Annotated in this window: 10 protein-coding genes; 7 read left to right on the top strand and 3 right to left on the bottom strand. The window is 65.7% G+C overall.

Annotated elements, in window-relative coordinates; all coding sequences use genetic code 11:
• The first annotated feature begins 15 nt into the window (after positions 1-15).
• The 7 genes from guaB to ACQR1F_RS28400 all read left to right on the top strand — a co-directional run bounded on the left by guaB (position 16) and on the right by ACQR1F_RS28400 (position 8,837).
• On the top strand, positions 16-1,503 hold the full coding sequence (guaB, locus tag ACQR1F_RS28430; RefSeq protein ID WP_316216336.1) for an IMP dehydrogenase: 1,488 nt from the start codon (positions 16-18) through the stop codon (positions 1,501-1,503).
• A 185-nt stretch (positions 1,504-1,688) separates the two neighbouring features.
• A complete protein-coding gene (locus tag ACQR1F_RS28425) occupies positions 1,689-2,711 on the top strand; it encodes an NADP-dependent oxidoreductase (RefSeq protein WP_316182665.1) in 1,023 nt (340 codons plus the stop codon).
• 142 nt (positions 2,712-2,853) lie between these two features.
• Positions 2,854-3,186, top strand: coding sequence for an MAPEG family protein (locus ACQR1F_RS28420; protein ID WP_316216338.1), 333 nt, complete (start codon positions 2,854-2,856; stop codon positions 3,184-3,186).
• A gap of 13 nt (positions 3,187-3,199) precedes the next feature.
• Positions 3,200-4,498, top strand: coding sequence for an RsmB/NOP family class I SAM-dependent RNA methyltransferase (locus ACQR1F_RS28415; RefSeq protein WP_434914275.1), 1,299 nt, complete (start codon positions 3,200-3,202; stop codon positions 4,496-4,498).
• A 502-nt stretch (positions 4,499-5,000) separates the two neighbouring features.
• Complete coding sequence (gene guaA / locus ACQR1F_RS28410; RefSeq protein ID WP_434914274.1) at positions 5,001-6,608, top strand: glutamine-hydrolyzing GMP synthase; 1,608 nt, start codon at positions 5,001-5,003, stop codon at positions 6,606-6,608.
• Positions 6,609-6,861: 253 nt separating this feature from the next.
• A complete protein-coding gene (locus tag ACQR1F_RS28405) occupies positions 6,862-7,176 on the top strand; it encodes an AAA family ATPase (protein WP_434914273.1) in 315 nt (104 codons plus the stop codon).
• The gene (locus ACQR1F_RS28400; protein WP_434914272.1) at positions 7,104-8,837 is read left to right on the top strand and encodes an ATP-dependent nuclease; all 1,734 of its coding nucleotides are present in this window, start codon (positions 7,104-7,106) and stop codon (positions 8,835-8,837) included. Before ACQR1F_RS28405 ends, ACQR1F_RS28400 begins: the two co-directional genes overlap by 73 nt.
• A gap of 777 nt (positions 8,838-9,614) precedes the next feature.
• On the opposite strand, the gene ACQR1F_RS28395 is transcribed toward ACQR1F_RS28400, so the two are convergent.
• Genes ACQR1F_RS28395 through ACQR1F_RS28385 form a run of 3 tightly spaced genes read right to left on the bottom strand, consistent with a single transcriptional unit; the run spans position 9,615 to position 14,010 of the window.
• Positions 9,615-10,814, bottom strand: a complete 1,200-nt coding sequence (locus tag ACQR1F_RS28395; protein ID WP_434839036.1) for a 2Fe-2S iron-sulfur cluster-binding protein — start codon at positions 10,812-10,814, stop codon at positions 9,615-9,617.
• On the bottom strand, positions 10,811-11,641 hold the full coding sequence (locus ACQR1F_RS28390) for an FAD binding domain-containing protein (RefSeq protein ID WP_315805029.1): 831 nt from the start codon (positions 11,639-11,641) through the stop codon (positions 10,811-10,813). The genes ACQR1F_RS28395 and ACQR1F_RS28390 overlap by 4 nt, the downstream gene beginning before the upstream one ends.
• Complete coding sequence (locus ACQR1F_RS28385) at positions 11,638-14,010, bottom strand: xanthine dehydrogenase family protein molybdopterin-binding subunit (RefSeq protein ID WP_434914271.1); 2,373 nt, start codon at positions 14,008-14,010, stop codon at positions 11,638-11,640. Before ACQR1F_RS28385 ends, ACQR1F_RS28390 begins: the two co-directional genes overlap by 4 nt.
• Position 14,011: the final 1 nt, after the last annotated feature.

Here is a 14,011-nt window from a genome sequence, read left to right as displayed (position 1 = left end):
GACAAGGAGTTGACGATGGCGACCGTCCAGACACTTCGCGAAGCCTTCACCTTCGACGACGTGCTCTTGAAGCCGGGCCTGTCCGATGTGCTGCCCTCCGAGGTCGACATCCGTTCGCGCGTGACGCGCGAGATCCCGCTCAACATTCCGATCATGGCGTCCGCCATGGATACCGTCACCGAGGCGCGCATGGCGATTGCGATGGCGCAGGCCGGCGGTGTCGGGGTGATCCACCGCAATTTCGATCCCGAGGGCCAGGCCGCCCAGGTGCGCCAGGTCAAGAAGTTCGAATCCGGCATGGTGGTCAACCCGCTGACGATCTCGCCGGAGGCGACGCTGGCCGACGCGCTGGCGCTGATGAAGGACTACGGCTTCTCCGGCATTCCGGTCGTCACCGGCGGCGGCAAGGGCATCCCCGGCAAGCTGGTCGGCATCCTGACCAATCGCGACGTCCGCTTCGCCACCGATCCGCGGCAGAAGATCTCCGATCTGATGACGCATGAGAACCTCGTCACCGTGCGCGAGGGCGTCGGCCAGGACGAGGCCAAGAAGATCCTGCACAAGCACCGCATCGAGAAGCTGCTCGTCGTCGACGACCAGTACCGCTGCGTCGGCCTGATCACCGTGAAGGACATGGAGAAGGCGGTCGCGCATCCGCTCGCGTGCAAGGACGCGCAGGGCCGCTTGCGCGTCGCCGCGGCGACGACGGTGGGCGAGGGCGGCTTCGAGCGCACCGAGAAGCTGATCGAGGCCGGCGTCGACCTCGTCGTGGTCGACACCGCGCACGGCCATTCCTCGCGCGTGCTGGAAGCCGTCAACCGCATCAAGCGCATCTCCAACGCGGTGCAGGTAATCGCCGGCAACATCGCCACCCGCGACGGCGCGCAGGCGCTGATCGATGCCGGCGCCGACGCCGTCAAGGTCGGCATCGGCCCGGGCTCGATCTGCACCACCCGCATCGTGGCGGGCGTCGGCGTGCCGCAGCTGACCGCGATCATGGATGCGGTGGAAGCCGCCAAGAAGGCCGACGTGCCGGTGATCGCCGACGGCGGCATCAAGTTCTCCGGCGATCTCGCCAAGGCGCTCGCCGCCGGCGCCGACGTCGCCATGGTCGGCTCGCTCTTGGCCGGCACCGACGAGACGCCCGGCGAGGTGTTCCTGTGGCAGGGCCGCTCCTACAAGGCCTATCGCGGCATGGGCTCGGTCGGTGCGATGGCGCGCGGCTCGGCCGACCGCTACTTCCAGCAGGACATCAAGGACACCTTGAAGCTCGTGCCGGAAGGCATCGAGGGCCAGGTGCCGTACAAGGGCCCGGTCGGCAACGTCATGCACCAGCTCGCCGGCGGCCTGCGCGCGGCGATGGGCTATGTCGGCGCCAAGGATCTCGCCGAATTCCACGGCAAGGCCGAGTTCGTCCGCATCACCGGCGCGGGCCTGCGCGAAAGCCACGTCCACGACGTGACGATCACCCGCGAGAGCCCGAACTATCCGGGCGGGGTGTAAACAACCACCGCTCTCTCCGTCATTGCGAGGAGCGAAGCGACGACTTGTCCGCCATAGCCCGAAGGGCGACGGCGGAAGCAATCCAGGGGTTGCGCGCGCGGCCCTGGATTGCTTCGCTTCGCTCGCAATGACGGCTCCCGTGGGGTCGGCACCGAACGCCACATCAACAAACAAGAGGAAACACCATGTCCCAAGCCAAGCGCATCGTGCTCGCGTCCCGTCCCGTCGGCGAGCCCAAGCCGTCTGATTTCCGCCTCGAGGAGCACGCCATCCCGACTCCCGGCGCCGGCGAGGTGCTGTTGCGCACGATCTGGCTGTCGCTCGATCCCTACATGCGCGGGCGCATGAGCGACGGGCCGTCTTACGCCCAGCCGGTGCCGGTCGGCGGCGTGATGGAGGCGGGGACCGTGTGCGAGGTGGCGGCCTCCAACAATCCCGGCTTCAAGGCCGGCGACATCGTGCTGGCGCGCGCCGGCTGGCAGACGCATGCGGTCTCCGACGGCAAGGGTCTTGCGAAGATCGACCCGAGCCTCGCGCCGATCTCGACCGCCGTCGGCGTGCTCGGCATGCCCGGCATGACCGCCTACACCGGCCTGCTCGACATCGGCCAGCCCAAGCCGGGCGAGACCGTGGTGGTCGCCGCCGCCTCCGGCGCGGTCGGCTCGGCGGTCGGACAGATCGCCAGGATCAAGGGCGCCCGCGCCATCGGCATCGCCGGCGGCAAGGACAAGTGCGACTACGTGAAATCCGAGTTCGGCTTCGACGACTGCCTCGACCATCGCGATCCCGATCTGGCGGCGAAGCTCAAGGAAGCCTGCCCGAAGGGCATCGACGTCTATTTCGAGAATGTCGGCGGGGCGGTGTTCGAGGCAGTGTTCCCGCTGTTCAACGCCTTCGCGCGCATGCCGGTCTGCGGCCTGATCGCCCATTACAACGACACCCAGTCGGTGGCGCCGAAATGGGCCGGCGCGCTGATGCGCAACGTGCTGACCAAGCGGCTCCTGATCCGCGGCTTCATCGTCTCCGACTTCGCCTCCCGCCACGGCGACTTCCTCAAGGACATGTCGGCCTGGGTTCGCGACGGCAAGGTCAAGTACAAGGAGCACGTCACCGAGGGCCTGGAGAACGCGCCCGCGGCGTTCATGGGCCTGCTCAAGGGCGCCAATTTCGGCAAGCAGCTGGTACGGGTCGGGCCGGACAAGGCCTGAAGCCACACTTGATGTGATTCTTCAGCGCGACCGTAAAATCACGGGAACCACAGCCCCTTATCGGGAGTCCTGAGGGAACCGGTTCATCCACGAGGGCCCGGCATCATGCCGGGCCTTCACTTTTCCCAAGGGGGGATTGTCGATGTCGCTGCCCATGGTGCTGCTGCCCGTTTTCGTCGAGGTTGCACTGACCTTCGCGCTGCTGTTCTGGAATAAGAGGAAGGCGCAAGCCACGGATGCCGCCGATGAATTCGGCCTGCCGACCTTGTTCTATGCCCTGATCGCGCTGGCGCTGCCGCTGCGCCATGCCGATCTGGTGATCGTGCTGCTGTCCTGGGTGTTCGTCGTCACCCGCTTCGTCAATGCCGGCTTTATCAGTGGGGCAGACAAGCGCGGGCTGGCCTGGACCGCCTCGGCGCTGGTGCTGCTGGCGATGTGGCTGTATTTCGCCCTGAAGATGCTTCTCCTGATCTGAGACTGGATACTGAATGACCCCCGCCGCCCGGCTGTCCGCCGCCATCGACATCATCGAATCCATCGAGTCCCAGCGGGCGCCGGCGGCGAAGGCCTTGAAGGATTGGGGCACCAGCCACCGCTTCGCCGGCTCCGGCGACCGAGCCGCCATTGCCGGCCTGGTCTGGGACGTGCTGCGCCGCCGCGCCTCCAGCGCCTATGTCATGGAGGACGACACCGCGCGGGCGCGGGTGCTCGGCATGCTCAAGCTCGAGCGCGGCCTTGATGTGCCGACCATCGCCGCGATGTGCGACGGCAGCCGCTTCGCGCCGCCGTCGCTCACTGCCGCCGAGGAGAAGGCGCTGGCCGCGCGCACCACCGAGGGCGCGCCGCCGCCGGTCGCCGGCGACTATCCCGACTGGCTCGACCCGTATCTCGCCGCCGTGTTCGGCGACGACCGCGTCGCCGAGGCCATGGCGATGGCCAGCCGCGCGCCGCTCGACCTGCGCGTCAACACGCTGAGAGCGAAGCGCGAGAAGGTTCAGGCGTCGCTCAAGCATCTCGGCGCCGTGCCGACGCCGTGGTCGCCGCTCGGCCTGCGCATCACGCTCGGGGCCGACGCGCGCAATCCCGGAATCCACGCCGAGGAGGATTTCATCAAGGGCGCGATCGAGGTCCAGGACGAGGGCTCGCAGCTCGCGGCCCTGTTCACCGCCGCCAAGCCCGGCGAGCAGGTCATCGACCTCTGCGCCGGCGCCGGCGGCAAGACCTTGGCGCTGGCCGCGATGATGCAGGGCAAGGGCCGCCTGATCGCCACCGACGCCGACAAGCGCCAGCTCGCGCCGATCCACGAGCGGCTGTCGCGCGCCGGCGTCCACAACGCCGAGATCCGCACCCCGAAGGGCGACGCCGACCCGCTCGCCGACATCAGCGCCTCCGCTGATCTGGTGGTGATCGACGCCCCCTGCACGGGCACCGGCACCTGGCGCCGCAACCCCGACGCCAAATGGCGCATGCGCCCCGGCGCCCTGGAGATCCGCCTCAAGGACCAGGCCGAAGTGCTCGACCGCGCCGCCCGCCTGGTCAAACCCGGCGGCCGCATCGCCTACATCACCTGCTCGGTGCTGCAGCCGGAGAACGGCGAGCAGGTGCGGGCGTTCGTGGCGCGGCACCCGGAATTCGCGGTCCAGCCGCCGGAGCAAACCGCTACCGTTCTCTGGGACAAGGCCGAAGCCTTCGCCGAAGCCGCCCTGCAGACCCCCGAAGGCTGGCTGATGACCCCCCGCCGCACCGGCACGGACGGGTTCTTCGTGTCGGTGCTGAAGAAGGCCTAGCTGCCGCGAACACCCTCCGCTGTCGTCCCGGGCAAGCCCCGCGCGCGCAGCGCGTGGGGCGCCGACCCGGGACCCATACTCCGCGGCCGTTATGAGGCGCGAGATGGAGCGGCCAGCGTGCCCGAGCCCCGCATCCTGTGGTTATGGGTCCCGGCTCGGCGCGGTCCGGCGCAATGCTTGCGCATTGCCCGGCCCGATTGGCCGGGACGAAGGCCGGGGCCACAAAACAAGTGTCGTCCCGGGCAAGCCCCGCGCGCGCAGCGCGTGGTGCGCCGACCCGGGACCCATACGCCGCGGCCGTTATGAGGTGCGAGATGGAGCGGCCAGCCTGCCCGAGCCCCGCATCCTGTGGTTATGGATCCCGGCTCGGCGCGGCCCGGCGCAATGCTGCGCATTGCCCCAGCCCGCTTGGCCGGGACGACAGCGGTGGGCGCGGCACGCGCCGGTGAATCGCCCGCTGCCAAGGGTTGCGAGTCCCCCCGCAGCGGCGTAATTCCTTGCCATGACAGCCCCAGCCAACAACACCCCGACCACCGCCGCCGCCGACACCTCGGTGGCCGCGCTCCATGACAAGATCCTGATCGTCGATTTCGGCAGCCAGGTCACGCAGCTGATCGCGCGCCGGGTGCGCGAGGACGGCGTGTATTGCGAGATCGTGCCGTTCCAGAAGGCGGAGGCCGCCTTCCGGCAGATGAACCCGAAGGCCGTGATCCTCTCCGGCGGCCCCGAATCCGTCCACGAAGAGGGCTCCCCGCGCGCCCCGCAGCTGATCTTCGATTCAGGCGTCCCGGTGATGGGCATCTGCTACGGCCAGATGACGATGGCCGCCCAGCTCGGCGGCACCGTCGAGGGCGGCCACCACCGCGAGTTCGGCCGCGCCGACGTCGAGGTGAAGACGAACAGCCTGCTGTTCGACGGCGTCTGGCAGAAGGGCGAGCAGCACCAGGTGTGGATGAGCCATGGCGACCGCATCACGCAGATGCCGCCGGGCTTCTCGGTCGCCGGCGTCTCGCCGAACGCGCCCTTCGCCGTGATCCAGGACGAGACGCGCAAGTACTACGGCCTGATGTTCCACCCCGAAGTGGTGCACACGCCCGACGGCGCAAAACTGATCCGCAACTTCGTCCGCAACATCGCCGGCCTCGGCGGCGACTGGACCATGCACGCCTTCCGCGAGGAGGAGATCAAGAAGATCCGCGCGCAGGTCGGCAAGGGCAAGGTGATCTGCGGCCTCTCCGGCGGCGTCGACTCTGCGGTGGCCGCGGTGCTGATCCACGAGGCGATCGGCGACCAGCTCACCTGCGTGTTCGTTGATCACGGCCTGCTCCGGCTCAACGAGGCCGAGACCGTCGTCGATCTCTTCCGGCACCACTACAACATCCCGCTGGTGCATGTGGACGCCTCACAACTCTTCCTCGGCGAGCTCGCCGGCGTCACCGACCCCGAGCAGAAGCGCAAGACCATCGGACGACTCTTCATCGACGTGTTCGAGGCGGAGGCCAAGAAGATCGGCGGCGCCGATTTCCTGGCGCAGGGCACGCTCTATCCCGACGTGATCGAGAGCGTCTCCTTCACCGGCGGCCCCTCGGTGACGATCAAGTCGCACCACAATGTCGGCGGCCTGCCGGCGCGCATGAACATGAAGCTGGTCGAGCCGTTGCGCGAGCTGTTCAAGGACGAGGTCCGCGTGCTCGGCCGCGAGCTCGGCTTGCCCGACGTCTTCGTCGGCCGCCACCCGTTCCCGGGCCCGGGCCTCGCCATCCGCTGCCCCGGCGAGATCACGGTCGACAAGCTCGACATCCTGCGCAAGGCCGACGCCATCTACATCGACGAGATCCGCAAGGCCGGCCTCTACGACACCATCTGGCAGGCCTTTGCCGTGCTGCTCCCCGTCAAGACCGTCGGCGTCATGGGCGACGGCCGCACCTACGACTACGTCGTCGGCCTCCGCGCCGTCACGTCGACGGACGGCATGACCGCGGACTTCTATCCGTTCGACATGAAGTTCCTCGGCAACACGGCGACGCGCATCATCAACGAGGTGAAGGGCGTAAATAGGGTGGTGTATGACGTGACCAGTAAGCCGCCGGGGACGATCGAGTGGGAGTAGGGGAAACGTCAACTTCGATGGTGCTTTTCAGCGAAAGCCACCTACCATCTTGAGATGGAGTTTGTCGATCGTCTAACCTCTTTTTTAGCCACTAGTCGCGGTGCAGGGCCGCTTTCAGTAAAGAGTGCAGCGATTGGAGTGCCTCGCACCGACGATTATCATTCACAGATACCACTTGAAGTAGACGCTCGTTCGTTTCAGGTTTGTTTTTGTACCGAGCAACATTCTGGATATTGATTTAGGAGGGCGTTCAATGAGGCTCATCAAAGCGCGAGCGACCAACTATCGAAACATCATTGATTCTAATGAAGTCGAGATCGCGCAAACTACTTGCTTAGTCGGCAAGAATGAGGCTGGAAAGTCGGCCTTCCTTAAGGCCATCGAAGGCATTCGCTCGGTCGATCCCAATTTCAAGGACTATGGTAAGATCGAAAACTACCCCCGTCGGCATCTAGCCGATTATGCTGAGCGACATCCAGACGGGGTGCTGAAGTCATGCGAACGTATTGGGAGCTTGACGCTTTCGACATCAAAGCTTTGGAGGCTGAGCTTGGACAAGGGGCGCTAAAAAGCTCCTGTGTCTGCGTTTCCAAAACTTATGAATCTGAAACAACCACGTGGGAGATCGATGTCGATGAAGAAAAGGTTATTGGGCATCTCTCCAAGCTGGCAGGACTGACTGAAGAAGATGCGGCTCCGATCAGTGCCGCAAAGACCACGGCAAAGGTTTACGAAGCTCTGGCTGGCATAACAAGTCGGACCCCTAGCCAAGAAAGCATGATTGCGGTCATCGGGAAGTGGCGTAAGCATCGGGCAGTGCTGCGCGCAATCGATATTCTTTCGGCGCGAATGCCCAAGTTTATGTACTTCTCGCATTACGATCGAATGAGTGGCGCTCTCTCGGTCAACCAGTTGAATCAAGAGAAGCAAAATGGGGCGCTGCTGTCGAGCGGAGATCGCGTATTTCTCGATTTTCTTGAGTATGCTGGAACTACGTTGGAGGACTTGGTAGCTACCACTCATTTTGAGGAGCTAAATGCGAAGTGTGAAGCGGCTGCGCTCCGTATCACAGATCAAATTTTTGAGTATTGGACGCAAAATGATGAATTGAAGATAAAGGTAGTATTCTCGGAGGGAAAGAGCGGTGATCCGGCTCCGTTTAACTCCGGACCGGTCGCGCGTGCTCGCGTCGAAAACGCGCTTCATGGCGTGACAGTGCCCTTTTCTGAGCGGTCGGCGGGCTTCATCTGGTTCTTCTCCTTCTTGGTCAAGTTCGCTCAAATTCGAAAGACTAACGGCAATGTGATCCTATTGCTGGATGAGCCTGGCCTTACGCTTCACGGGACTGCGCAAAAGGATCTTCTGCGATTTTTCTACGAGCAGATTGCGCCTAAGCATCAGGTAATCTGGTCGACGCATTCACCTTTTATGGTGCCTGCTAACGATCTCGTTTCAGTTCGCACTGTTGAGGATGTTGTTGAGATCGATAGGCGCGGTCGGAAAGTGTTGATCGGTACTAAGATTCGGTCTGACGTGCTCACGACCGATCCTCAAACCAATTTTCCTATTTTTGGGGCAATGGGATTTGAAGTCACGCAAACTCTTGTTATCGGCACCAATACATTGTTAGTCGAAGGGCCGAGTGATATTCTTTTTCTTCAGGCAGCTTCGTCGGCGCTTAAGGAGGCGGGGAGGTCGCACCTTTCTCCATCCTGGGCTGTGTGCCCGTCGGGTGGCATCGATAAAGTATTGCCGTTCGTGCGACTGTTCTACGGCAATAAGCTCAATGTGGCCGTGCTAACCGACTATGAGCGCGGGCAGAAGCGAAAGTTAGAAGATCTTTACAAGGCGGCCCTCCTCAACAATGACCGTATAATTCTTGCTACCGAAGTTGCGGGGAAAGATGAGGCGGATATCGAAGACTTTTTCGACCCAGCTTTCTTTGTCGATCTTGTCAACAAAACATACGCGCTAAGAGGCGTTCATGAGCTAACGGTTGAAAAGTTGGAGGCAGCGGATACTAGTACGGCTAGGCTAGTAAAAAAGGCCGAAGCCTACTTCAAGCTGCTCCCGGCTGAGATTGCTGAGTACAGTCACTTTGATCCAGCTCTTTACCTTCTGCAGCACCCAGAGTTGCTTAAAGGAGAAGGCAAGCCAATTCAAGAAACCCTTGCGCGGTTTGAGGCTGCGTTCGTGCGAATCGCAAGGTTCTTGCCGCCGAGTCAATAGCTTCTTAGCTACTGTACAGGGTTGTGACGACATTGCGCCAAACTCGTTGTCCCTTCGCTACCATCGAGAAAGTTGGTCGAGACGTGGCGACGGCGAGAGCCATGCGCGGACAGTCCGTCGTCGTCCAACTGAGCATCTGCCCGACGGGCAATCCTTGCATGCCCCGCATGCGCCAACTGCCCGTCGTGCCAGTTTGTCGCGCACGTCTCCCTTGCGCCGTCGGGCAAATCACCTGCACATTTCCGCGCATCCCGGCTCGCTGAAGAGGGACGTTTCGCGATCGTCACGAGCGTCGAGCCGGAAGATGCGATGGGCGCGTTGCTCTGCAGCCGGGTGTCAAAGCCTGCGCCGACGAACGGAGTGAGGCGACGGCGAAGTGGTGTGGTCCTGGCATCCCGGTGCTGATGCCAAGCCGGCGGTGATGATGATCCGCTGGCGACGGGGGCAAAAAGCCGGTCCCCGGGGAGAGCGCCTATAACCCGTCAAACCGTCGCGCAGGGAAGGCCGGATATTGGGCTGAACCTGTGGTTCTGCCGCGTGCTTTTTGCTGCACGCGGACCGCGGGTATCAGCCGATACCCGGTCTTCCCTGCGCCTCTTCTTCGGACGAAGAGGTCGATTGATGGCAAAGCTCGGGCGAATCTCGCCGCGAGAAAGCCGGGGCATGCCCGTTGTTTGAAACGTGGAGACAGGTGCCGGGACGAGGCGCGCGCGGGTTTTCAGCGCCGATGTCACAGCCGGCCGTGAGCGAGAGCCGGTTCGCCGGTGCGCGGCGGTCTCATGGCCCGCGCAGGCGATGGGCCAAGCCGGTGAGGCGTTTGCGTACGACGTCGAGCAGCAGGGCAAGCGCGTTGAGGCGCTGCGGCTCCGGTGTCTCCGCCGGGCCCGCGGTGCCGTTGAGATGCCGCTCGCAGTTTTGCGCGAAGGTCGTGGTGATGCGCGACGCCAGATCGCGCACCAACCCATCACGCGCGATCTGCGCCAGCGGGCCGGAGAGGCTGTAGCCGATCGCGAGCTCGACGCGGGTGGCTCGTCCGTCGTCGATCGGAAGCATGCGCCAGCTGATCTGTCCGGAGGTCGAGGTGCGGCTCAGCCGGTCACGTCCGGTGCCGATGAGCCGGCCTGACAAGTCCGCCGCGTTGCGGTCGATGCGCGCAGAACCGCGGAACACGGCCGAGAGCGGGCCGATGGCGACACTGATCGCGCCTTCGATGCGATCGGGCGCAGGGAGATCCGTGATGGTGGCGCCGGGAAAGCATGCGGCGAGGGTCTTGGGCTGACCGAACAGCGCAAAGACCTGCTCTGGCGCGGCGTTCACCGTGAACGACGCATCGAAGCTCTTGGCGGGCATGACCTCGGAAGGATCGAGCGAACCGAGGGCCACGTCGCCGGAGCGCTTGATGCCCGTCGCCGCTGGCCGCGCTGGCGAGGCCGCGGCAGCGATGGCGCCGGGCTGCGATCCCAGCGGGCCGAGCGATGTCCGACCTGCGCCGATCACGGCCGCGATGCCTCGCTGCCGTCGTGCCGCGATCACAGCGCCGACCGCCCGTACGATCCCGGCGTAACCGGTGCAGCGGCACAGATTGCCGCTCAGGCCGACACGGATGGCGTGTTCGTCCGCGTGATCGAGGCGCAGCACGAGGTCGCGCGCCGACATGATCATGCCGGGCGTGCAGTAGCCGCATTGCAGGGCATGCTCGCGCGTGAAAGCCACGCGCAGCTCGGCGGCGATCTCATCCTCGTCCAGGCCTTCGATCGTCGTCACGGCAGCGCCAGCGCAGGCCACGGCGAGCGTGATGCAGGAACGGGCCGGAGCGCCGTCGAGCAACAGCGTGCAGGCGCCACAGACACCGTGCTCGCAGCCGAGATGCGTCCCGGTCAGGTCAAGCTGATCACGGAGGACGTCGGCGAGATGGGTGCGAGGTTCGACCGTTGGCTCGATCGCACTGCCGTTGACGGTGAGCTGGATCTTGTTCACGCGGCCGCCTCCGCGATCGCCCGCGCGAGCACGCTGACATGGATGTGCCGGGCGGCCGGATCGGCCACGCCGGCCTGGATGAGCCGGCGGTCGGCGAGGGCGCGATCGAACTGCGGGGTGAGATGGCTGGTCGCGCCGCCGAACAGGGATGAATCGTCGATGATGATCGGTGTCGTGTCGATGGCGCCGATGACGATGCGGCTGCGGGCGGTGTCGGGCTCGATCAGCACGGCGGCCATTGCATGGGCGAATTCTCCAGGCTTGCGACAGGCCTTGGCGTAGCCGAAGCGTGCCGTGGGTGACAGCGAGGGCAGGCGGATCGCGGTGACCAGCTCGCCGGGACGCAGCGCCGTCTGCAGCACGCCCTGGATGAACTCCGTCACGGCGAGGTCACGCCGTCCCGCCGCGCCTGTCAGTTGCACGCTGGCGCCGAGGGCCGTGAGCGTCGTCACCCAGTCGGCGGCCGGGTCGGCATGACCTAGCGAGCCGCCGATGGTGCCGCGATTGCGCACGGCGCGATAGGCGATGCCACGGGCGATCCGCGGCAAGATGCCATGGGTCACGTCGGGGAGGCGGCCGTCCTCGATGTCGGCATGGGTGACGCAGGCGCCGATCACGAGCGCATCGCCATCGCGCTCGACCGAACGAAGCTCGGCAAGGCCGGCGATGTCGATGATGAGCGGCGGCTGCACGAGACGCAGATTGAGCATTGGACCGAGCGACTGTCCGCCGGCCATGATCCGTGTGCCGTCCTCGGCCTTCGCGAGCAGGCCGACCGCGTCGCTGACGCTCTGGGGACGCGCGTAGTTGAAGGAGGCGGCCTTCACGGCGAGCTCGCCTGTTTCGCTGCCAGCACCGCCGCGACGATCCGGCGCGGCGACAGCGGCGACTGCATCATTTCAGCACCAAGCGGCCGCAGCGCGTCGTTGACGGCGTTGGCGATTGCCGCCGGCGGCGCGATCGCGCCGCCTTCGCCGATTCCCTTGACGCCGAACATCGTGTAGGGCGACGGCGTCTCCATGTGGAACAGGCGCGGCTCCGGGACTTCGGTCGGACCCGGCAGCAGGTAATCGGCCAAGGTTGTCGCCAGCGGCTGCGCGGCATCGTCGAACGGCATCTCCTCGTACAGCGCGGTGCCGATGCCCTGGGCGAGGCCGCCGAGAATCTGGCCGTCGACGATCATCGGATTGACGAGGACGCCGCCGTCCTCGACGACGACGTAGTCGAGCAGCTCGACCTCGCCGAGATCCGGATCGACGGCGACCGTCACGGCATGCGCCGCGTAGGAGAAGGTGCCGCTGTCACGCACCGGCTTGTAGCCGCCGGTCGCCTCAAGGCCCGCCGGATCGACGTCGTTGGGCAGGTCCTGCGGCCGGCGGTACCAGGTGTGAGCGATCTCGGCGAGGCTGACGCTGCCGTTCGGCCCGCAGGCCTGGCCCTCGCGCCACGTGACCGCCTCGGGCGCGAGCTGCAGCAGCTTGGCGCCGATGCGCGTGGCGCGCGCGACGAGTTGCGCGCAGGCCGTGCCCACGGCGCCGCCGGCCATCACCATCGACCGTGAGCCCCAGGTGCCGGTGGAGTAGGGCGTCATCGCGGTGTCGCCGAGCACGACGCGGATCTTGTGGGGATCGACGCCGAGGATCTCGTGCGCGACCTGGGCGAGCGTCGTCTCCAGTCCCTGGCCGTGGGAGTGGACGCCGACACGCAGCTCGAGTCCGCCGTCGGGCGTCAGCCGCGCGGTGGCCTGCTCATGGCCGGGCACCATCGGGATGCCCCACCCGGCATAGACCGAGGTGCCATGCGCGGCCTGCTCGCAATAGATCGACACGCCGGTGCCGATCAGCCGGCCGTCCGGCTCGCCGCGCTGCTGTCGTGCGCGCACGGCGGGGACATCGATCGCCGTCAGCGCCCGCTGCAGCGCGCCGGGATAGTCGCCGCTGTCGAAATGCTTGTTGGTGATGTTGTCGAACGGCATGTCCTGCGGCTGCACCAGATTGCGCAGCCGGACCTCGCCGGGTTCGAGCCCGGCCTCGGTCGCGACGGCGTCGAGCAGCAGCTCGAGGGCGAAGCAGACGCCGGTGCGGGCGACGCCGCGATACGGCAGGATCGGGCATTTGTTGGTCGCGACCGAGTAGGTCCGGCAGCGATAGGCCGGCATCCGATACGGCCCCGGCAGGATGCTCGCGATCTGCGCCGCTTCGAGGCAGGCCGAGAACGGATAGGATGAATAGGCGCCGGAATCGACCGTGGCCACGCAGTCGATGCCGCGCAGCCGGCCGTCGCGATCGGCGTAGACGGTGATGCGATAGGCGTGCTCGCGGCAATTCGCGCTGGCGCTCAGATGCTCGCGCCGGTCCTCGAGCCAGCGCACCGTCCAGCCCCTGTGCATGGCGAGCCAGCTGAGGCAGACCTCCTCGGGCAGCAGGATGCCCTTGTGGCCGAAGCCGCCGCCGATGTCAGGCGCGATGATGCGGATGCGGCCCTGTTCGATGCCGAGGCAGTCGGACAGACCGTTGCGCACGATGTGCGGCATCTGCGAGCCGGTGTGCAGCGTCAGCTGATCGAGCCGGTGATCGAAGGTCGCGACGACACCGCGGCCCTCCAGCGGCGCCATGCACTGGCGTGCGGTCGTGATCTCGCGCGTCACCTTGATCGGCGCGTCAAGCGCGGCTGATATGTCGACCTCGAAGTTGGTTTCCAGGAAGACGTTGTCGCCCCAGTGCTCGTGCACCAGCGCGCTGCCAGCCTCGCGCGCCATGCGCATGTCGTGCACCGCCGGCAGCGGTTCCAGGTCGAGCTCGACCGCCGCGGCGATGTCCTCCGCTTCGGCGCGGCTGCGGGCGACGCACATCGCCACGAGCTCGCCGACATGGCGCACCTTGCCGGTCGCCAGCACCGGCTGCTCGGAGATCTTGAAGCCGGGCAGGCCGGAGACCGCGCGGATCGGGTTGATGCCAGTGAGGTCATCGGCCGTGAACACGACGTCGCGGTATTCAGCGGGAACGTGGATCGCCTTGATCCTGGCATGCGCGATCGGGCTGCGCACGAAGGCGACGTCCTTTAGTCCCGGCAGCCTGATGTCGGCGACATACTGACCGCGGCCGCGCAGAAAACGGTCGTCTTCCTTGCGCGGCAGGCGCGCGCCGACGCCACGCGGCGCGCGGGCATCCGAGACGGGCGGGGCCGCGCCCGTCACG

It is taken from the genome of Bradyrhizobium sp. HKCCYLS3013, assembly GCF_051167615.1.
Taxonomy (GTDB): Bacteria; Pseudomonadota; Alphaproteobacteria; order Rhizobiales; family Xanthobacteraceae; genus Bradyrhizobium.
Note: the sequence above shows the minus strand (reverse complement) of the source record. Positions and strands in the feature narration are given on the sequence as shown.